General features: G+C 65.5%; 21 protein-coding genes. 10 read left to right on the top strand and 11 right to left on the bottom strand.

The annotated features are described in order from the left end of the window. Nucleotides 1–406 precede the first annotated feature (406 nt). From ABIB27_RS18215 to ABIB27_RS18200, 4 genes are all read right to left on the bottom strand, one after another. Entirely contained in the window at nucleotides 407–775 is a 369-nt protein-coding gene (locus ABIB27_RS18215; RefSeq protein ID WP_354254583.1) for a hypothetical protein, read from the bottom strand. A 232-nt stretch (nucleotides 776–1,007) separates the two neighbouring features. Then, nucleotides 1,008–1,472: an Lrp/AsnC family transcriptional regulator gene (locus ABIB27_RS18210; RefSeq protein WP_354254581.1), complete on the bottom strand. Its 465-nt coding sequence runs from the start codon at nucleotides 1,470–1,472 to the stop codon at nucleotides 1,008–1,010. 93 nt (nucleotides 1,473–1,565) lie between these two features. After that, nucleotides 1,566–1,784, bottom strand: a complete 219-nt coding sequence (locus tag ABIB27_RS18205) for a hypothetical protein (protein WP_354254594.1) — start codon at nucleotides 1,782–1,784, stop codon at nucleotides 1,566–1,568. 130 nt (nucleotides 1,785–1,914) lie between these two features. Continuing rightward, complete coding sequence (locus ABIB27_RS18200; protein WP_354254579.1) at nucleotides 1,915–3,459, bottom strand: LCP family protein; 1,545 nt, start codon at nucleotides 3,457–3,459, stop codon at nucleotides 1,915–1,917. Between the two features lie 313 nt (nucleotides 3,460–3,772). Between ABIB27_RS18200 and ABIB27_RS18195 the strand changes: the two genes are divergently transcribed. The 4 genes from ABIB27_RS18195 (at nucleotide 3,773) to ABIB27_RS18180 (ending at nucleotide 7,851) form a co-directional block, all read left to right on the top strand. Next, complete coding sequence (locus tag ABIB27_RS18195) at nucleotides 3,773–5,014, top strand: thiamine pyrophosphate-dependent enzyme (RefSeq protein ID WP_354254577.1); 1,242 nt, start codon at nucleotides 3,773–3,775, stop codon at nucleotides 5,012–5,014. Further along, entirely contained in the window at nucleotides 5,011–6,123 is a 1,113-nt protein-coding gene (locus tag ABIB27_RS18190; RefSeq protein ID WP_354254575.1) for an alpha-ketoacid dehydrogenase subunit beta, read from the top strand. Before ABIB27_RS18195 ends, ABIB27_RS18190 begins: the two co-directional genes overlap by 4 nt. 3 nt (nucleotides 6,124–6,126) lie before the next feature. After that, the gene (locus ABIB27_RS18185) at nucleotides 6,127–7,587 is read left to right on the top strand and encodes a dihydrolipoamide acetyltransferase family protein (RefSeq protein ID WP_354254573.1); all 1,461 of its coding nucleotides are present in this window, start codon (nucleotides 6,127–6,129) and stop codon (nucleotides 7,585–7,587) included. A 135-nt stretch (nucleotides 7,588–7,722) separates the two neighbouring features. Beyond that, nucleotides 7,723–7,851: a hypothetical protein gene (locus ABIB27_RS18180; protein WP_354254571.1), complete on the top strand. Its 129-nt coding sequence runs from the start codon at nucleotides 7,723–7,725 to the stop codon at nucleotides 7,849–7,851. Nucleotides 7,852–8,247: 396 nt separating this feature from the next. Here the strand turns inward: ABIB27_RS18180 and ABIB27_RS18175 are convergent, their stop codons facing one another. After that, nucleotides 8,248–8,451 carry a hypothetical protein gene (locus tag ABIB27_RS18175; protein WP_354217606.1) on the bottom strand — a complete coding sequence of 68 codons (204 nt, stop codon included), beginning with the start codon at nucleotides 8,449–8,451 and terminating at the stop codon, nucleotides 8,248–8,250. A gap of 82 nt (nucleotides 8,452–8,533) precedes the next feature. Beyond that, a complete protein-coding gene (locus ABIB27_RS18170) occupies nucleotides 8,534–9,766 on the bottom strand; it encodes an amidohydrolase (RefSeq protein ID WP_354217607.1) in 1,233 nt (410 codons plus the stop codon). Between the two features lie 102 nt (nucleotides 9,767–9,868). On the opposite strand from ABIB27_RS18170, the gene ABIB27_RS18165 reads away from it, so the two are divergent. After that, nucleotides 9,869–10,744: an SGNH/GDSL hydrolase family protein gene (locus ABIB27_RS18165; protein ID WP_502909273.1), complete on the top strand. Its 876-nt coding sequence runs from the start codon at nucleotides 9,869–9,871 to the stop codon at nucleotides 10,742–10,744. A gap of 197 nt (nucleotides 10,745–10,941) precedes the next feature. After that, a complete protein-coding gene (locus ABIB27_RS18160) occupies nucleotides 10,942–11,757 on the top strand; it encodes an MBL fold metallo-hydrolase (RefSeq protein WP_354254567.1) in 816 nt (271 codons plus the stop codon). Nucleotides 11,758–11,840: 83 nt separating this feature from the next. Here ABIB27_RS18160 and ABIB27_RS18155 read toward each other — a convergent pair whose 3' ends face one another. The 4 genes from ABIB27_RS18155 to ABIB27_RS18140 form a co-directional block, all read right to left on the bottom strand. Further along, the gene (locus tag ABIB27_RS18155) at nucleotides 11,841–12,368 is read right to left on the bottom strand and encodes a hypothetical protein (protein WP_354254565.1); all 528 of its coding nucleotides are present in this window, start codon (nucleotides 12,366–12,368) and stop codon (nucleotides 11,841–11,843) included. A 257-nt stretch (nucleotides 12,369–12,625) separates the two neighbouring features. Continuing rightward, nucleotides 12,626–14,032, bottom strand: a complete 1,407-nt coding sequence (locus tag ABIB27_RS18150) for an MFS transporter (RefSeq protein WP_354217611.1) — start codon at nucleotides 14,030–14,032, stop codon at nucleotides 12,626–12,628. Beyond that, a complete protein-coding gene (locus ABIB27_RS18145) occupies nucleotides 14,025–14,465 on the bottom strand; it encodes a MarR family winged helix-turn-helix transcriptional regulator (RefSeq protein ID WP_354217612.1) in 441 nt (146 codons plus the stop codon). The genes ABIB27_RS18150 and ABIB27_RS18145 overlap by 8 nt, the downstream gene beginning before the upstream one ends. Before the next feature lie 37 nt (nucleotides 14,466–14,502). Continuing rightward, a complete protein-coding gene (locus ABIB27_RS18140; RefSeq protein WP_354254563.1) occupies nucleotides 14,503–14,748 on the bottom strand; it encodes a hypothetical protein in 246 nt (81 codons plus the stop codon). A gap of 339 nt (nucleotides 14,749–15,087) precedes the next feature. On the opposite strand from ABIB27_RS18140, the gene ABIB27_RS18135 reads away from it, so the two are divergent. Then, nucleotides 15,088–15,225: a hypothetical protein gene (locus ABIB27_RS18135; RefSeq protein ID WP_354217615.1), complete on the top strand. Its 138-nt coding sequence runs from the start codon at nucleotides 15,088–15,090 to the stop codon at nucleotides 15,223–15,225. Nucleotides 15,226–15,564: 339 nt separating this feature from the next. Beyond that, nucleotides 15,565–16,827 (top strand): MinD/ParA family ATP-binding protein, encoded by a 1,263-nt coding sequence (locus ABIB27_RS18130; RefSeq protein ID WP_354254562.1) that lies wholly within the window; start codon nucleotides 15,565–15,567, stop codon nucleotides 16,825–16,827. A gap of 280 nt (nucleotides 16,828–17,107) precedes the next feature. On the opposite strand, the gene ABIB27_RS18125 is transcribed toward ABIB27_RS18130, so the two are convergent. Next, nucleotides 17,108–17,851, bottom strand: coding sequence for an SDR family oxidoreductase (locus ABIB27_RS18125; RefSeq protein WP_354217617.1), 744 nt, complete (start codon nucleotides 17,849–17,851; stop codon nucleotides 17,108–17,110). Nucleotides 17,852–18,023: 172 nt separating this feature from the next. Here ABIB27_RS18125 and ABIB27_RS18120 point away from each other — a divergent pair, with 172 nt between their 5' ends. Both ABIB27_RS18120 and ABIB27_RS18115 read left to right on the top strand, forming a co-directional pair. Continuing rightward, nucleotides 18,024–19,241 (top strand): glycoside hydrolase family 26 protein, encoded by a 1,218-nt coding sequence (locus tag ABIB27_RS18120; RefSeq protein ID WP_354217618.1) that lies wholly within the window; start codon nucleotides 18,024–18,026, stop codon nucleotides 19,239–19,241. An 88-nt stretch (nucleotides 19,242–19,329) separates the two neighbouring features. After that, the gene (locus ABIB27_RS18115; protein ID WP_354217619.1) at nucleotides 19,330–19,740 is read left to right on the top strand and encodes a DUF6855 family protein; all 411 of its coding nucleotides are present in this window, start codon (nucleotides 19,330–19,332) and stop codon (nucleotides 19,738–19,740) included. Nucleotides 19,741–19,866: the final 126 nt, after the last annotated feature.

Here is a 19,866-nt window from a genome sequence, read left to right as displayed (position 1 = left end):
TGGCGCCGCGCTCCCGGTGGGCCCGGCGTTACCGCTGGTGGTTTGCGTGCCGGTGGGTGTGGGGGGAGCCGCTGAGGAAGGGGTCACCGCGAGGGGTGGGGGAGCAGTGGCCGGCCCGGTATTAGCGGGTGCTGGCTGAGGTGGCATGCAGGCTGTGGCCAGAAGCAGGACTGCAAGTGATGGTGCAAAGCGGGCGATTCGCAGCCGGGCTGTGAACATTGGGCTTCCTTCCCCGTAAGTGGTCGCTGCCCCAGCACTCCAGTTACCGATCCATGGGGTTCACGGTAACCAAGGTGCTGGCAGGCCACAAGGGCGATCTGCCACCCACTATAAACAGGACCCTCCGGCCTTCAACCCCGCCCGGGATGAGGGCCAGGGTGGGGTTGAGTGCCAGGCGGGGTAGGGCCTACCGAGTGCCTGAGAGCAGCGGCGCCGTATCCCAATCGTTGGTACCGCCAGCGGCCGGTATTTCCGCCGGCAACTCCGGGGCCGGGGCGGGCGTTTGGACTGGCACTTCAGGGGCCTCGTCCGTAGCTGCGGGACCGGCCTGCCGGGCGCTGTGGTGGGAAATGACCGCGGTCCGGCCGCAGTGGGGACACGTCGTTTCGCCCAGACCGGTGGGATCGGAGCAGTGCAGTCCGTTGCGAAAGAAGTAGTCCCGTTCGTGCCCGTGCCCGTCCGCAACATGCTGGACGTCATAGTCGGCACCCCAAGCATGGTCACAACCAGTGCAGGTGAAAATAAACCGGTCGAACGAAATTTCCCTTAGAATCATGGCTTTCTCCTTTCAGTCTGCCCACCAGTCCGGCTCTAATCCGAGCCCCACTGATGTGATGCAGATCACGGACACTTGTTCCAGATGCAAAGTTACGCCTATGGATTCATATAGTCGAGACTTTTAAAAAATAAATGTTTTCTCAATTCGGTTTACCGGTTTCGGTGCGGCTTCGCCTCGCGGGATCGGATGGGCCGCGTTCTGCCGGCCCGGCGATGCGCTACGGCCGTGATCAGCGCGCATCAACATCCTCAAACACCAGGAACGTCTGGGTGTCCAGGACACCCGGCATGGACTGCAACTGGTCGAAGATGACCCGGCGGAGGTCGGTGTTGTCGATGGCGCGCACCAGCAGGATGACGTCGAAGTCGCCGCCCACCAGGGCAATGTGGTGGACCTCAGGGATGGCCTTGAGCTCTTCCCGGAGTTCGCGCCAAGCGTGCTGGCTCACTTTCAGGGTGACGTAGGCGGAGGACTTGAGCCCCGCCTTGATGGGGTCCACCAGGGCGGTGAACTTGGTCAGCACCCCTTCGCTGGTGAGCCGCGCGATCCGGGTATAGGCGTGGGCCCGGGAGATGTGGACGTTCTGCGCCACCTGCGTGACGGACATCCTGCCGTCACGGGTCAGCTCGGCGATGATGTGGCGGTCCACGTCATCCAGCGGAGCCAGTTCGGGCCGGTCTGTTGTGCCTGCCAATTTTTCCACAGTTCCTTGCCGTAGTGCTGCCCCTGGTTGTTGCGATTCGTCTTCCAGCCTAGCCACCACGGACTGGCTTCTCCATGATTCGCGCTAGCTCTGGATACGAAACCGGCAGGAGATCATTACTGGGACTGAATAGTGGCTACAGAGGAACTGACCGATGACGGTCTCCGCCCGCGGGCGGCGCCAGTAAGCCATCGCTGCCGCGGCGATCACCGCCGCGAAGAGGATGCCTGAAGCGAAATAGCCGAGACGCAGGCTGTACGCGGTCATGTCGCCGGTGGCGGTTCCCAGAGCGAAGGTGGCCAGGACGGCTGCAAACCGAAGCCGCCCAGAGCCAGCGCCACCGCCGGGTCCAGGCGGTGAACCACTCGGTCATCCCGCGATTGTCCCTGATGGACCCGGCAGTTTCCTGAGACGGCTGGTCCCGTCCGCTTCGCTAGCCTGCCGGGTTTGCCGCCTGGCAGGTCTGGTCCTGGGCGGTTTGGGCCACCACAGTGCCGGAGGAGTCGCCGGAGTTAGCAGGAGCAGGCGCCGGTGCCGGCTTGTCTCCCGTGGCGAAGTCCTCACCCGCGTACAGTTGCACGCCCTGGACGTTGGTGACCTGCTGGACGCTGGAGGCGGGTAAGCCGACCAACGCAGCCACGTCGGCGGCGACGTCGGCGAAACCTGAACTGAAATACACCATGGTCTGGGTTCGCGGCGGCCCCTGGACCCGGTTCACCTTGGTGAAGCCAGCGCTGGTGAGCGTGGCCGCGATGGCTGTGCTGCGCCCGGCCACATTTGTGCCGTTGGCGACAGTGATTGGCTGGAGGGACTTGTCGTAGGCAGGTGCAGAAGGAACTGTAGGCGGCGCTGACTCAGTCCCGGCGGGGGCGGGCTGCGTCAGGTCCGCGCTCCTGCGCAGTCCGGCGAAGAAGTTGGACGCTGCCGGCTCATCAAGAGAGAGCCGGTTGGGGTCCGCTGCCGGGACTGTGGGAACGGTGATGAAGTTGACGTTGGCCGGATCGATGTTTTTGAGCCGGTTGGCGATGGTCAGCAGCGCCGGCGCCGAGGCAATCCCTGAGTCCACGGTCAGGTTCTTGGTTACCGTGTCCGCGATGGTCAGCATCTTTTGCGGGTTGCCCAGAGTCCCGTCGGACTTGAGTTTGCGGGTCAGCGAGCCGAGGAATGCCTGCTGGGCCTTGATCCTGCCCAAGTCACCTCCGTTAGCAAACCCGTGGCGGGTCCGCAAGAACGCCAGGGCCTGGTCGCCCTGCACTTGTGACGTTCCCTTGGGCAGACGCAGGCCCGAATCCGGATCGTCCACGGCATCGCTGACGCAGACCTCCACCCCGCCGACGGCGTTGGAAAGTTCTTTGACTGCGTTGAAGTCAGCCATCATGAAGTGGTCCACCTCGAGCCCGGTGAGCTTGTTCACGGTGTCCACGGCGCAGCCGATCCCGGCCTGGGCCATGGCGCTGTTGATTTGGGCATCCTTTTGTTCGGGGTACTTCTGGTTTGTCTTCTTGTCCGTGCAGGCCGGAACGTCCACCAGGAGATCGCGGGGCAGGCTGATGACGTTGACGTGGCTGTTGTCCGCCGAAATGTCCAGCAGCATCATCACATCGGACTGGCCATAGCCGGAGGACTGGTCCTCGGTCCCGTACTGCCCGTTGGCGCCACTTCTCGTGTCCGTGCCGAGCACCAGGACCTGCAGGCGGTCGGTGCTGTCGTTGACGGCGCCCTCGGACCGTTGGCCGCCGGCAGACAAATCAGAGGTGACAATATTGGATTGCAGACGCCAAGCCCAGTAGCCACCGAATGCCACGGCCCCGACCAGCAGCACGGACACGAGCGCCGTGACAGCCCTAAACCAGCGCGGTGCCCGGCGGAAACTGAGGCGCCGGCCCGAACTTGTGGCGATAAGTTTGCCCTGGTCGGGATAGGGGGCGGGCCCGGATCCGTCCGGCTCGTGGCTGCTGGAATGTTCTCGACCGAACAAAAGTGTGGCCTTTGTGAGGGGAAAGTTTTGATCGAGGATACCGAATGTTTCTGGAAATTCGCCGACAACCGTCACAGCCCGGGGTTTGCCGTTCCCGGAAATCCGGGCTGAAAATCGCGTTTTGATCGTCCCCTGGCTTCTATCGCTGCCATTTCGTCCCCGGTCACTGCGGATAATGTGGGCTCACTTTTGCACTTCGTCTTTCAGCGGGAGCTAAATCTGGCAGCTTGTCCACTGTTGATCAAAGTGCTGGATACGAAACCTGCCATGGGCCGATACTTGGAAAGAATAGTGGCTACAGAAGGACAGACCAATGACGATCTCCGCGGACCACTCTGCGCCCCGCACTGACCCGGGCTCTGCGCCGGACCAGGCTCACGGGCTGCCGGCCGAAAATGCCGTGACTGAGGCCGTGCGCAAGTTCGGCATCACAGTTGAGGACTACATGCTCCCGGCCCGGCACCAGATCCAGATGGTGGACCCGGAGGGCCGGCTCCTGGCCGAAGGCGAGCAGGGCACAGAACCCGGCCACGAGTATCCGCTGCCCGGCGATGAGGAGCTGTTGGCTGCGTACGAGCAGCTCGTCGTCGGCCGCCGCGTCAACGACCAGAACTCGGCGCTCGTCCGCCAGGGCCGCATGGCCGTGTACCCGTCCAGCCACGGCCAGGAAGCCTGCCAGGTGGCCGCGGCGCTGTGCCTGTCCGACGGCGACTGGCTGTTCCCCACTTACCGGGACGCGGTGGCGGTCATGACGCGCGGGGTTGATCCCGTGCAGACCATGACCATCTTCCGCGGCGACTGGCACAGCGGCTACAACCCCGCCCGGCACAAGGTGGGGATCCAGTGCACGCCGCTGACCACCCAGCTGCTCCACGCCGTGGGGGTTGCCCATGCGGCCAAGCTCCGCGGCGAGGACACGGTGGTCATGGCGATGTGCGGCGACGGCGCCACCAGCGAGGGCGACTTCCACGAGGCCCTGAACTTCGCCGCCGTTTTCCACCTGCCGGTCATCTTCTTCGTCCAGAACAACAAATACGCCATCTCGGTCCCGCTTTCGCACCAGTCCGTTGCGCCTTCTTTGGCGCACAAGGCTGTTGGTTACGGCATGGCCGGCGAACGCGTGGACGGCAATGACGTGGTGGCCCTCCTCGCCGTGCTGGACCGCGCCGTTGCCCTCGCACGGGGCGGCTCGGGCCCGCTCCTGGTGGAGGCGAACACCTACCGCATGCAGGCACACACCAACGCCGACGACGCCACCCGCTACCGGCGGGAAAGCGAGGTTGCCGAGTGGCTGGCCAAGGATCCGATCAGCCGGATGCGGACCTACCTCACCGGCCGGGGATTATTGGACGACGACGGCGCCATCCGGATCGCGGCGAAGGCCGAAGCAGTCGCCGCGCAACTCCGCGAGGGCCTGGGTGAGGATGTTCCCGTGGACCCGCAGGAGCTCTTCCGGCACGTGTTCTCTGTGCCTACCCCCCAGTTGCAGGAGCAGGCCGCCCTGCTGGCCGATGAACTTGCCCGCGAAGCGTCACCCGAGGAGCCCGCGAAATGAGTCCGACCATCACCACGTCCTCTGAAGCGAACGGCAACGTCAGCGCCGCCACCGCCCGGGCCGCCGCTTCGGCTGCCGCGGCCGTCGAGGCCGCCGGGCCGCAGTCCATCACCATGGCCAAAGCCCTCAACACCGCGCTGGCCGATGCGATGCACGCAGACCCCACCGTCCTGGTCTTCGGCGAGGATGTCGGCCTGTTGGGCGGGGTTTTCCGCATCACGGACGGCCTGACCAAAACCTTCGGCGAGCAGCGCTGCTTTGACACACCGCTGGCCGAGTCCGGCATTGTAGGCATGGCGGTGGGGATGGCCATGAACGGCATGCGGCCTGTGGTGGAGATGCAGTTCGACGCCTTTGCCTACCCGGCGTTTGAACAGATCGTCAGCCACGTGGCCAAGATGCACAACCGGACCAAGGGCGCCCTGAAGCTGCCCATGGTGATCCGGGTTCCCTATGGCGGCGGCATCGGGGGAGTGGAACACCACTGCGACTCCTCGGAGGCCTACTACGCCCACACGGCCGGCCTGAAGGTCTTCACGCCGGCCACCGTGGCCGACGGCTACCGGATGCTGCGCGAAGCCATCGACTCCGACGATCCTGTCATGTTCATGGAACCCAAGAAGCTCTACTGGTCCAAGGACATGGTGGACCTCGAGGATCTGAAGGCGCGGCACTCCGCGAACCGCAAAGTGGGCGCCTCCTCGGAAGGCCGGGCCGCCGTCGCCCGTTCCGGCACCGACGCAACCCTCATCGCCTACGGACCGTCCGTGCCCACGGCGCTCGCCGCGGCTGCTGCCGCTGCAGAGGAGGGCCGCTCGCTGGAGGTCATCGACGTCCGCTCCATCGTCCCCTTCGACGACGAGACGGTGTGCGCGTCCGTCCGCAAGACCGGCCGGGCCGTGGTGATCGCCGAAGCGCACGGGTTCGCGTCCGTGTCCTCCGAGATCGTGGCGCGGGTCCAGGAGCGCTGCTTCCACTACCTCGCGGCGCCGATCCGCCGGGTCACCGGGTTCGACGTCCCGTACCCGGCGCCGAAACTTGAGCACTACTACCTGCCCGGCGTGGACCGTATCCTCGACGCCGTTGACGACCTCCAGTGGGAGAACTGACCAATGACCTCAGCACTGCAAGTATTTATGCTCCCCGATCTTGGCGAAGGCCTGACCGAAGCCGAGCTCGTCAACTGGCTGGTTTCTGTGGGCGATGAGATCCGGGTGGACCAGCCCATCGCCGAGGTGGAGACGGCGAAGTCCGTGGTGGAAGTGCCGTCGCCCTATGCCGGCACTGTCACGGTGCTCCACGGCGAACCCGGGCAGACACTGGACGTGGGGAAGCCGCTGATCTCGGTGGCTCCGGCGGGCTCGGTGGTTTTTGGGGCCAGCGCGGATGATGCCGCCCCCGCCGAACCTCAGGAAGAACCGGTGGTCGAAACCGCGGCCGCCAACGCCTATCGCGAGGAGGAGAAGGCCGGGTCCGGCAATGTGCTGATCGGCTACGGGACCCCCGGCGGCGACGGCCAGTCGCGGCGGAGCAGGGCTCCCCGCAAGCCGGTTTCGGTGGCGGCGCCTTCCGAAGCTTCCGCCGACGATCTCTCGCTGCTCCGTACCAGGGTGCCTGGGAAACTGGGCGCCGTCATCTCGCCGCTTGTCCGCCGGATGGCCCGGGAACACGGCGTGGACCTCGGCGACCTTCACGGCTCCGGCGACAGCGGACTGATTATGCGACGGGATGTCGAGGCGCTGATCCTCCCCACCCGCCCCCTAACCTCGCAGGCTCGGCCAGGGAAACCTGCGGTCGTAGCCCCCGGCTCAGCCACCGAGGCTCGATCATCGGAGCCGGCAATCACCGACGCCCGCACTGGCCTGGGCATTTCCTCCCGGACGCCCGTCAAGGGGGTCCGCAAAGCCGTTGCCGCGAACATGTCCCGCAGCCGGGCGGAGATTCCGGAGGCCACCGTCTGGGTTGACGTTGATGCGACTGCCCTGGTGGAGCTTAGGGCCGGGCTCAAGAAGTCTGATCCGGAGGCTTCAACGCCGGGCCTCCTGGCCTTCGTCGCCCGTTTTGTCACGGCTGGGTTAAAACGATTCCCCGAGTTGAACACGCGCATCGAGACCTCTGCGGAGGGATCCCAGGAGATTGTGGCCTTCGCAGGCGTCAACCTCGGTTTCGCGGCCCAAACGGACCGCGGCCTGATGGTCCCCTCGATCCGGAGCACCGACAAACTCAGCGCCCGCGAACTGGACACGGAGATCCGCCGGCTCACCGCCGTCGCACGCGACGGCAAGGCAACCCCAGAGGAGCTGGGCAGCGGCACCTTCACGCTGAACAACTACGGTGTGTTCGGCGTGGACGGTTCCGCAGCCATCATCAACCACCCCGAGGTGGCGATTTTGGGCGTGGGACGGATCATGGACAAGCCATGGGTGGTGGACGGGGAACTCGCGGTCCGCAAGGTCACCGAACTCACGCTGACCTTCGATCACCGCGTATGCGACGGCGGCACAGCAGCCGGGTTCCTCCGGTTCGTTGCCGACTGCATGGAAAACCCGGCATCGGTGCTAGCGGACTTGTAGTGCGTGGCCCACGGGTGGGATCTTCACCGGTCACCCCTTGGCCGGACCAGGCCAAGTATTCGCCGCCGCAGAATGAGGTACCTCCTACGCTGTTGACGGGCCCGCGCCGGGACCTACCTTCAGCGAATGAAGCGCTTGGTTGAAGCTGTTCGCCGACTCGTCCGGGAGAACGTCGTCAGTGACGATCCGAACCCGGAACTGTCCCGCCTCGATGAAGAAGACATCCTGGCGCACGCAAGATATGCGCTCGACGGCTTTTCATAGCCCACGGTGCGGGGCCGTCGTACCCCGTACCCGTGGCTGGAAATTCGAGTACAGGCTACTCGTGCCTTGCGCCGGGTCATTCGGTTAAATGGTGCTGCCGGCGGGACTCAGGGTTGGTGCCCACCACGGTTACCGCCGGCGCCATCGAAGTGACCCGCCGATCGCGACGTGGACAAGAACGGGAGTGATCACATGCGGATCAGGGTGCCGAACGAGGAAACCGCGGATCCGCCGGATTGCTCGCACCAGTTCGTCGGGCGCTGTGAGGCGTGCTCCACCCTCGCGGGGCAGGGGGAATCATCCGATACGCGGACCGCAGGCGTAGGGCGAGTGACCCCGCCCAGTTTTCCGGCGACGGCCTTGGATTCTGACGCGGAGCCGCCGGGGTAGTCTTTGCTACTTGTCCGCGTCCCCGTGGTGGCCTGACTGCGCCCGGATTTCCGCTTCCTCTTCGTATTCGCGCAGGTCGTTGGCCTGGTCCGCGGCGTCACCGTGCCACTCTTCGCCGCTGATCTGGTGTTTGAACTCCTGGGTGGGCTGCTCGTCCTCGAGTGCTTCGACTTCCTCGTTGATCTTTTTCTGTCCGGACTGTTCGCTCATGACGACGCCCTACCTTTCTTTGGATTTTTCTGCTGGGTCTATAAATTCTGGCATTCGTACCGTCGATTCAGCTACCAAGGGCTTACGCATCCTGTGAAAGGTAGGACAGTGCTGCGATGATCTGGGTCTGCACACCCAAGGAAAGCGTCGGGTCGATGACCGGCGCGAAGAAGGGGGAGTGGTTCCCCGGGATGTCCTGTGCCACGGTCCCGTTGGCGACGGCGGCCCGGTACGTTTCCGGGTCCGCGCCGCCCAGGAACCAGAACGTGTACGGAACGCCGAAGGCATCCGGGATGCGGCTGAAGTCCTCCGACGCGGTCTGCGGCGTGGCACGGAACACGGCGCCAGCATCGAAGTGACGGACGAACGCCGCCGTGACTTTGTCTGTCACTGCGGCGTCGTTACTGGTCAGCGGGGACTGGTCGTAGAACTCGAACTCGGGTTCCTGCGGCGAGCCGGCGGTGACGCACTCACCCCTGACGATCCGTTCGATCGCGGCGAGCAGCGCGGACCGGACCTGTTTGTCGTAGGTGCGGATGTTCAGCAGCAGCGTGGCGCGGTCCGGGATGATGTTCGATTTCGTACCCGCATTCAGCGCCCCGACGGTGACCACCGCGAAATCGCCCGGTTTGGTCTCGCGCGAAACGATGGTCTGCAGCCGGAGCACGATCGAGGCTGCCAGCACCACCGGGTCCACGGCCATGTGCGGCATGGACCCGTGCGCGCCCTTGCCGTAGACCGTGATCTTCAGCGAATCCCCGGCGGAAAGCACTGGACCGGCCGTGGTGGACAGCGTGCCGGCGGCGATGGGCATCACGTGCTGGGAGAGTGCGACGTCCGGCCGCGGCACCTTGGTGACAAGGCCGTCGTCGACCATTGCCTGCGACCCGGCACCGATCTCCTCCGCCGGCTGGAACAGTGCGATATAGGTCCCCGACCACGCCCCGCGCCGGTCCGCCATCAGCTTGGCGGCGCCGAGCAGCGTGCTGACGTGCACATCGTGCCCGCAGGCGTGCATCACCCCTGCCACCTCCGAGGCGTAGGCCAGCCCCGTGGCCTCGGTGACGGGGAGCGCGTCCATGTCCGCGCGCGCCAGGACCGTGGGCCCCGCACCGTTGGCAAGGACGCCCACGACGCCGGTGCCGCCCATGCGCGTGACCTCGTAGCCGAAGGAGGTGAGTTTCTCCGCAACGAGTTCCGAGGTCCGGTGCTCCTCGAGGCTGAGTTCGGGATGCCGGTGCAGGTCCGTATAGGTGTCCCGGATCCAGCCGAGTTCTGCCTCGAGGCCTGCCAAAACGGGGTGGTCGCTGCTCATGCACTTAGCCTAGACCCGGCCCCGGTGGTTGAGCTTGTCGATACCTGGGGGTTGAGCCGGTCGAAACCCCGGACACCGGTGCGCACGACGCCTGCCGGTAAGATGTGCCGGGTGACCAGAAACGGTGGGGGACTGCGCGTGACCAGGCAGGAATGGATCAAGTACGGAGCACTCTTCCTGCTGGCTGTTGTGGCCTTTGGCGTGGCGGGCATCGCCCTGATGGGCCCGCGGAGTCCAAACGAACCTTCGGCCGCGCTGAGGGTCAGCCCGCCGACTGCTACCGCGGCAGCTACGGCGACTCCGTCGTCTGCCCCTACGGCTACGGCTACGGCCACGGCAACGGCTTCGGCTACTGCCACAGCATCGGCTTCGCGGCTGGGGATCAAGCTTCCGGCCAAGCCCGTACTCCTGGTCCTTGGCGACTCCTACACCGCCGGCGTGGGCGCAAGTCCGGCCGACCAGGGGTGGGCGTACCTCGTGGCCGGGTCGCTGGGATACCCCACCAACATCGACGGTGTGCCCGGCACCGGTTTCGCCTGGGGCGGCGGTCCGCAGGGTGATCGCAACCTTGAATACGGTGTCCGGTTGCAGAAAATAGCCGGCAACAAGGCCTTCGTCCCCAACATCCTCATTCTGCAGGGCGGACAGAATGACGCCCTGATCACCAACCCCGACCAAATCACCACGGCCTCAACGCAGACCATCGAATCGGCCCGCAGGTTCTGGCCGGGTGTCCAGGTGGTGGTCCTGGGGCCCTCGGCCCCGCAGCCGTTCGCCGGGCAACTGGGCGCCGCGAATAGCGCGGTCCGCGCCGGCGCCGAAGCTGCCGGCGCTCCGTTCATTGACGCCGTCGGGGCCGGCTGGTTCACGGGCACCAACAGCCCGCGCTTCAATTTTGACGGAGCACACCCGAACACCGCCGGCCACGCCTACCTTGCCGAAAAGTTCCTGGAGTCCTGGGCCACGCTGGTCCGGTAGCCACCCATGCGCAGCAGCACGACGAGCAGCGGGACTCTTCAGCGGCCAGGACGCCGGTGATCCTGCTGCTCTGATCACCGGGCAGATGCCTCCACAAGAGCCGGAACCGCGTCCCGGCCTCCCCGGAACCCCAAGGGCCCGTGGGTAGAATCGAGGCCAAGAAGAACCACACGGCTTTGCGGAGGTACGGAGAAACAATGTCAGAATGGCTCGACGTCGGCGCGGACACCTACGTGCTGGTCACCGAAGGTTCGCTGCTGAATACGGGACTGATTGTGGGCTCAGAGCGGGCCATGGTGGTGGATACCGGCTGCGGGCCGCGGCAGGGGCGCGAGATCCTGGCCGCGGTGCGGGAGAAAACCCAGCTGCCGCTCGTCGTCGTCAACACCCACGCGCACTACGACCATTTCTTCGGCAACGCCGTGTTCGCGTCCGACGGCGTCACGGAGTTTTGGGCGCACGAAAACTGTGCGGGGGAAATCGACAGCCACGGAGACCTGCAGCGCCGGTTCGTAGGAACGCTGGAGCCCGAAATGTCCACCGGCGAAGGCGAGAACGTGGACCTGGTGGTGCCCAACGCGATCGTCCGGGACCGGCCCGTACTGGTGGATCTGGGCGGGCTCACCGTCACCCTCTTCTACCTGGACCGCGGCCATACCGACGGCGACCTCCTGGTGGGCAGCCCCACCACCCTCTTTGTGGGCGACCTGGTGGAGCAGGGCGCGCACCCGTCCTTCGAGGACTCCTACCCGGAGGATTGGGCCGACAGCCTGCGCCACATCTCCGCCCTGCGCCACCGCTACGAGTTCCTCATTCCCGGTCACGGCCAGCCCTGCAGCGACCAGTTCGTGAAGACCATGGCCAACACCATGACTACGGCCGTGCGCCAGGCCCAGCTTTCCATCCGCGAAGCCCCCTCAGATGCCACCAAGGCCATCCCCGTCCTGCCGTACGGCCCGGAACAGTCCCGCTGGTTCATCAAGCGCCTTCAGGAGACGCGTCCGCTGCACTGACGTTTTGCTTCGACAAAAAGTGAGGGCGCGGACGGCATAGCCGTCCGCGCCCTCACACCTGGCTGCGCAGCGAAATGCTCTGGCTACTTTTCCGAGATGTTGCGGTTCATCTGTTCCTGCAGGTTAATTTGGGCCTGCTGGTTCAGGAGGCCCATGGTGTGCATTCCCATGGTTTCCTGGTGCCGGAGCCCCTGGTGGTCTGCGAACAGGCGCGCGTTCACTTCGTTGCGGAACTGCTCGAGCTTGGCCTTTTCCAGAATTGAGACCTGGAGCTTGGTTTCGCCGCCGCCGTTATTCTTGATCTTCATCACAGCGCTCACTGCGTTGAGGATGAGGGAGATGGCGAGCAGCAAAACGAGCCAGCCAATGAACGCATTGAGGTTGCTCAGGCCCGCAATAAGAAGGATGAGGCCGAAAATGGCCCGCCCCAGGGAGAACTTAACTTCCACGCCCACGCTAGCTGTATTAGCCAGCGGGAAGGTTTCCTCTGCATAGCCCAAGGGAATCACGCCGAGCAGCGAGTTGGCGCGCTTCGAAAGAATTCGGGTGTTGGTGACTCCCAGCTCTGTCTTGAGCCAGAAGAGGATGACGGACGGGCTGAACTTTGCCACGTGGACATTTGATTCGCCCGGGGCAAACTGAAGATTGTTGGACAAGGAAATCCCTCTCAGATGATTTTTACGGATCCCAGAGGGAAATACTTATTGCCAGGCTAAAGCCCAGTTTGGCCTCCCCCCAAGAAGGCAATACATCGAGGAACATATCACATTACAATCCGTTTTAGAGACGTGGAAAAAATGCGTTGACAGTGGGCGGGTGGGTATTTATTCTCCAAGGGCTGCTGGTGGCAGACTATTGTTCCCCTGCCTTACCCGGTCTTCCGGGCGCCCGCTAGGTTCTGGGACCGCGTTACCAGCGCGTGGGCGAGCAGGGCGGCGAATACCGCGGCGCAAAGCAATGCTCCGATTTCGAGTGTCGCGCTGATGCCGCGCGCGGTCGGGTGGAGGTCCGGTGCCATGTTGGCAGCCAGTACCGCGCCGGAAACGGCAGTGCCGAACGAGCTTCCCACGGTCCGCAGGACCTGGTTGAAGCTCACGGAACTGCCCAGCTCCGCACTGGCCACGCTGCGGGCGATCAGCGCCGGCATGGCCGCGTAGCTCGCCCCCATGCCAAGGCCCAAGGCCAGCATTCCCACCAGGATTTCCCACAACTGGGTGTGCGCAAACCAGAGCAGCATGCCGGCTGCTGCCATCATGCCGGCCCCGATGGGCAACAGCGTGGTCAGCCGGATACGGTGCGAGAGCCGGCGGACCAGCCGGTTCGCGCTGAAACTGCCCACCGACAACGGGAACATCACAAAACCGGCCCAGAACACGGGCAGTGCCACGCCGTAGCCGGTGGACGCCGGGGTCTGGGCGATCAGGCTGGAAATGGAGAGACCGATGTACATCGCGGCGCCCAGCCCGACGGCGGTGCTATTGGCCAGCAGCACCTCCCCGTTCCGGAGGACCCGGAGGTTGATCAGGGGGTGCCGGCTGCGCAGCTCAGCCCGGACCCAGGCCCCCAGCAGGACCGCTGCCAGGATGAACGCTCCGATGGTCAGTGGCGCGCCCCAGCCCCAGTTGGGCCCTTCGCTGATGCCGAGGAGCAGGACGCCCAGGCCAAGACCCAGCAGCCCCGCACCGGTGTAGGCGAACGGGAGCCTCGGGGCGTTTTCATCAGGCCCGGCGGGCACGGTGCGGAAGACCACAATGATGGCGGTGACCACGAACAGGGCGGCAAACCAGAAGGCAAACCGGAACTCGAACAGCCCTGCGATCAGCCCGGTCAGGGGATAACCGATTCCCAGGCCTGTTGCCACGGTCACCGACAGGCTTGAGATGGCGAACCGGACCTTGCCGGCGGCGACATAGCGGCGGGCCAGGGCGATGGTCACTGGAACAATCCCATAGGTCAGGCCCTGCAGGGCCCGGCCGATCAGGAAGACCATGAAGTTTGGCGCCAGTGCGGCGATGACGGACCCGAGCAAGATGACCAGCAGCGCCCAGAGCAGCAGCCGCTTCTTGTGTGGACCGTCGCTGAGGCGGCCCATCACGGGGGTGGCCACAGCCCCCACCAGGAGGTTAATGGTGAGCATCCACTGCGCCGTACCCACGGGCACGTCCATCTCCCGGGAGATGGTGGGCACCAGCAGCATGCCCAGCGAGCTGACGATCGCAGTGGAGAGCGCAGCGTAGATCAGTGCCGGCACCAGGGGGGAGCGGGTTTCAGTCATTCGGCGCCTCCGTTGCAAGGTTCCGGAGCGCGGGGATGGCAGCAGCCAGGGCCTTCCGCTCCGCCGGAGTCAGGCGCTCTTTGATGGCCCGGTCAAGCCAGCCGCGGCCGGCGGACAACTCCAAATGCAGCTTCTGCCGCCCTGCTTCGGTGAGCTCCAGCCAGGCCCGGCGCCGGTCCGCCGGATCGGCGACGCGCACCACGTAACCCAGCCCTTCCAGTTCCCGCGCGGACAGGGAAATGGCCTGCGGGCTGACGCGGACCACGGTGGCGAGTTCCGACGTCGTCGCCCTCCCGTGCTCCGCGAGGTGGCGGAGGACGCCGACCTTGCCGGGGGAGATGGTCCGTTCGGCGTTGAGCTTCCGCAGCAGCGGGTGCAGGGCGTCGAAAAGGGAGTGCGTGAGCACCGGGTCTGTCGCTGGGTCATCGGTCATTCTTCGATTATACAAGCAACTTGATCAAGTAGCTTGATCATATCGTGGAGAGGCCGGTGGTTCCGGTCCGGGGAGTCAGGGTATGGGGCGCGTCCGCCCGGCTTCCAGCCATCACCGCTGCCACGGCGAGGGCCGAGCACACGGCCATGGGGACCGCACTGTGCTGGACGACGGACGCGGGCGTTGCGAAGAACTCGCCCATCCGCGGCATGGACGCCAGGTACATGTCCGTGGCCATGGGGCTGACGGCGCTCAGGATCGCCAGCGCCACCACCAGCACCATCCGGTCCTTGGCCGACGCGATGAGTCTCAGCGTCCCGTGCGGTCCAGCCGGCTCACGTGGACAGCGCGCGAGTCCCGGCGGGAGCACCGTCGTCGCAGGTTCAAAGCGGTTTCGTACGTGCTGCTGGCCGGCCTGGCAGTGCCACGGTGACAGTGGTGCTGATGGCGGTCAACCGGTATCCGGGCAGGCTGTCAGGGTCCACTTTCCTGACCCATTCTGAGGAGCCGGCGCGGCCACCCCTCCGCGCCCGGGTTTCGGTAACTTGAAAATCGCCGCGACTTCCGGCTAGCGTGACCCGTGATCGCATGGGGGATCACTGCTAAACCGATGGAGGCCGCTGTGGCTCTCACTGACTATGCCCTGGCGCTGTGTGCGCTGTTGGGCACACTGCTGGTTCCTTTCTGTGCGATGTACCAGGTGCTGCGCCTCAAGCGGCGCGCCATACGGGTGACCGCCACTAGGAGAGACCGCAGCTAGATGCCCTACGTAGACATCAACCCCCATAAGGCCCGGCCCAAATGGCAGGCTTATGCCATCCTGGGCGTCCTTCTGGCGCTCACCGCCTGCGTTGTGGTTGCCGCCCTCACCCGCCACTGACCTCGCCTTTCTGGCCCAGCACCTAGACTGGGTGACTGAATCAGTCCGTAAAGTGCCGCAGAACCTTGTGCCGAACGTCCTGGGGGGACAGACATGCCCGATCCGGCGGATCAGAACGCACGACCCATCGCAGAGGATGCAGGGCAACCGCAACCGTCCCGACGACGCCGCGACCTCCGCCGCGCCGACGGTGCGCTCGCGGACGCCCAGACAGGAACCATGCCAGCCATAACTCCCGAGCCTTCCAGTACGCCCGACGCCGGCACCCCCGTTCCGCGCCGCACCTCCTGGGCGGAGGCAGCGGCCGCCGCCGACCAGGCCAAGCCCGCAGCGCATGTTCCGGCGCCCACCCGCCGGCCCGCCCGTCCGCCGGTCACCGCGCAGCCCCCTGCGCAGGCTTCCGGCGCCGCGCACCCGGGCGAGCACCACTCCCTCACCACCGCGGTGGCGGACGACGGCGACACACCCGCGCCGCCGTCGTCGTACGTTCCCGAAACCCCCGCGTTCCGCCGCATACGGCCCACTGCCGCGGATGTCATCGCCGACAGCCCCATGCCGGACTTCATCAGCTCCCCGGGCCTGTTTGTGAAAGAGCAGAAGCCCCGGCCGGTGGGCGGGGTCCGCGGCGCCATCTACGCCATGACCCGCGGGGCCTGGAACATGGGGCCCAGCGCCAAGCAGCGCGACGAGGACGAACTGGCACGGCGCATCGCCCGGCAGCTGCAGGGGTCCTACAACACGGCCGTGCTGAGCCTCAAGGGCGGGATCGGGAAGACCTCCACCACGGTGGGCGTGGGCCTGACCCTGGCCGAATTCCGCGGCGATGCGCCCTGCGCCATCGACGCCAACCCGGACTCGGGCGACCTTGTGGAGCGTGCCCTGGGCGAGGGGATCTACCAGCAGGCCAGCCCGCGCACCATCACGGACCTGCTTCAGAACATCGAATCCGTGGACTCGCTCACCGCGCTGGCCCGCTACATGCACCACGCCGGCCGGCTGCACCTGATCGCGGGGGAGCAGGACCCGGAGGTTTCGGACTCGCTGACTGCGGAGGAGTACCTGCGGATCCGCAAGCTGATCTCCAACTACTATTCGGTGGCCCTGACCGACTGCGGCACCGGCGTCACCCACAATGCCATGAGCGGGATCCTGCAGTCGGCCGACAACCTGGTCATCGCGGCCGGGTATGCGGTCAGTGGCGCCAAGCGTGCCCGCAGCACCCTGCACTGGCTGGCCAGCCACGGGTATGAGGACCTGGCCCGGAACGCCGTGGTGGTCATCACGGACAAGGACGAGGTCTCCTCCCGCGTGGACAAGGACGCCATCGAGGAGCACCTCGCCGGGATCTGCCGCCAGCTCATCGCCGTCCCGCACGACCGCGGCGTGGCCGACGGCGACCTCGTCACCCTGGACGTCCTTCGCCCCGAAACCAGGCGGGCGTACAAGGAGATCGCGGCGGCGATCGTGGACGGCTACCGGTAGCTTCCCCCTTCCCAACTGACTCGCACTTAACGTCGTCATTCGGGGTTTTCACGACGTCAACTGCGAGTCACTTGGGGCGTGGGGCTGAATTGTGATCCGACACGCGGGCCTGTCTTGCGCTGATCCTGAGCATTGACCGTTAGCGTCAGCGGACCAGCCATATGAAAGGTGCGTCAACGATGACCATTCTTGAATACGTCTCAGGCCTCAGCATCATCCTCGGATCCCTGGTGGGCACCATGGGCCTCGTCGCCGGCGTTATGCATCACAGGCGGAGCCACTAGGGCCGGGCTTCCAGCCACTCCCGGAACGTCTGGCGTCCGACGGCGGCACTCGCCGCCGGGATCAGGTCACCGTGTCGCATGGCGCGGCCCATGGCGCCCGGCGCCGGGATGGCCAGGACCAGCTTGCGGTGCCCGGACCGGCGCACGCACTCCCGGGCCAGGTCCGCCAGCTGTTCCCGCCGTGGACCGCCAAGATCCGCGACCCGTCCCTGCGGCCCCGCCTCTGCTGCGCCAACCAACGCCTCGGCGACTTCCCGTGCTGCGACCGGCTGGGTGGTCATCTGCGGCACCACGACCACGGGGCCCACGGATGCGAGGCTGATGGTTAGTGGCACGAACTCGTGGAACTGGGTGGAGCGCAAGATGGTCCAAGGCACGTCTCCCTTCCGGACCGCTGCCTCCTGGGCGAGTTTCCCGGCATACAGCCCCGAAGCGGCATGATCGATGCCCACGATCGAGAGCGCCACATGATGCCGGACGCCGGCCGCCTTCTCCGCGGCGAGCAAATTCCGGGCCGCGCCAATGAAGAAGCCAACGGCCTTGCGGGTGGAAAGGGTCTGGATGCCGGAGACGTCAATAACGGTGTTTACTCCCTGCAGGGCTTCGGTCAGGCCCTGGCCAGTCACCAGGTCCACACCCTCGGACCGGGACAGGCTTGTCACCCGGTGTCCGCGGTCCCTCGCCAGGGCCACAACGTAGCGGCCAACGGTTCCGGTACCCCCTGCAACGGCAATGTCCATGTACCGCATCCTACGGCTACCTCCTTGCGGTCGGGGTTTCGACAGCCTCAACTACCGGGCCGGGGTTTCGACAGCCTCAACTACCGGAGAGCAGAAGTCCCGGTCCAGCGCTACCTGTGGCGCCGCATAGGATTGTGGGACATAGCCGCAGGTCAGGAAGGTCTCTACTCGCATGGCACTGACGGACTTTGTTGTCCCCGTGATCGTCTGCCTTGCTGCTGCCGGCATTGGCGCGGCCGGTATCGCTGGTGGCCTCGCCGCCAGGGAACAGCCGCTGAACCAGCCGCCAAGCCAGGCTGCACCTTCCCTGCCCACCTGCGAGGTGCTGGACCGGAGCAGTCTTGTCCCGCCGTCGGGCGCTTGGTTTGGCGTCAACCTGGACCTGAATGCCAAGCCGCTGGCCAGCTTCGCCGCCGATCTGGGCCACAAACCCGCGGTCAGTGTGTCCTTCGCCGGGTTCCCCTACACCGCCGAGGAGCGGGTGCACCTCCAGCAGGCGGTGGACCAGATCCGTACCGGCGGGCAGATGATGCTGCTGACCCTCGAACCCATGAACGGCCTGGCCGCGGTAACCGACGACGCCATTGCCGCGCTGGCTGCGGACCTCGCCACGTTCAACAACGATGGCGTGCCGGTGATTGTCCGGTTCGCCCACGAAATGAACGGATCCTGGTATCCCTGGTCCCAACAGCCTGCCGCGTATGTGGACGCGTTCACCCGGGTGGCGGACGCCGTCCACACCCGCGCTCCGGGGTCGGCGATGATGTGGGCGCCGAACTACGGGGGCGGCTATCCCTTCGCGGGCGGCCAGTTTGAGGCCAAGCCCGGTACCGCCGACTTCGCGGCGCTGGACACGGACGACGACGGCGCCCTCACCATGGCCGACGATTCTTACGCCCCGTATTACCCCGGGGATGCGGCGGTGGACTGGGTGGGCATGTCGCTGTACCACTGGGGTGCGCGCTATCCGTGGGGCGAGAATGAACTCCCGGAAAAGGGGAAGTTCGCCGAGCAGCTCACCGGAAATTACGTGGGCGCCAACGGTGACGACAGCCTGCTCCCCGACTTCTATCACGTCTACGGGGACGGCCACGAAAAGCCGGTGGCCATCCCGGAAACCGCCGCCCTGTACGCTCCCGGCGCCGGTGGCGCGGACGAACTGGCCATTAAGCGCGCTTGGTGGGAGCAGATATTCGCTGTGGACGTCGCGGCCACGTTGCCGCAGCTGAAAATGATCAACTGGTTCGAATGGCACAAAGAGGAAGCGGAGGTGAAGGGCCGCGTCGACTGGACAGTAACCAATACGCCGGGAATTCGGGACAGCTTCACCGCAGCCCTGCCCGCGTGGCTCACGTACGGTCCCGAGACCACCTGCACGCCTCCTCATTAGGCTCTGAGGTAGTGCCTGTTGCGGCTCTGCGGTTTGCCATAGTCTGAACGTCCCAGCCCGTCGTCGGGCTCTTCTGAAAAGAGACATCATGGCTGAAGGAACACGGTCCGATCCATGGTTACTGGTGACGGCGCCGGGATCGTCCGAATACACCATGTACCGGGATCTTGACGCCGATCCGCCCGCATTGGTCTGCCAGGTGGGTTCCACCACCCTCAAGTACCACGCCCAGGCTATTGAGGATCTCCACGCCTGGCTGCTGGAGCAGGGCGACTGGGTGCCGCTCGGAGCCGCCGACGAAAATAAGCCCGCACCGGAGGGAACGGTTGAAGCGTGGGGGAGGGACCCGGCCAACCCCGTGGCGGGCTGGTATGGCTTGCGAAAGGGCTACCGCGGACGTTTTGGCATGTATCTGCCGCCTCTCATGGAAGCGCTCGGCCTCGTGGAACTCACGCACGACAAGCGGAACAACAGCGTTCGGGCCATCCCTAACACCTAGGTGCGTGGGTCAGTAGTGAGGGTGCCGGTTTTTAAAACGCCGGCGGATTGACCGGGTCCGGATGGGGGTGGCTGGGAGAATCGGGGGTATGGATACCGGTTCTTCCGCGCAGGATGGTTTGTTCGA

Source organism: Arthrobacter sp. UYEF21, from assembly GCF_040546085.1.
Classification (GTDB): Bacteria; Actinomycetota; Actinomycetes; order Actinomycetales; family Micrococcaceae; genus Arthrobacter.
Note: the sequence above shows the minus strand (reverse complement) of the source record. Positions and strands in the feature narration are given on the sequence as shown.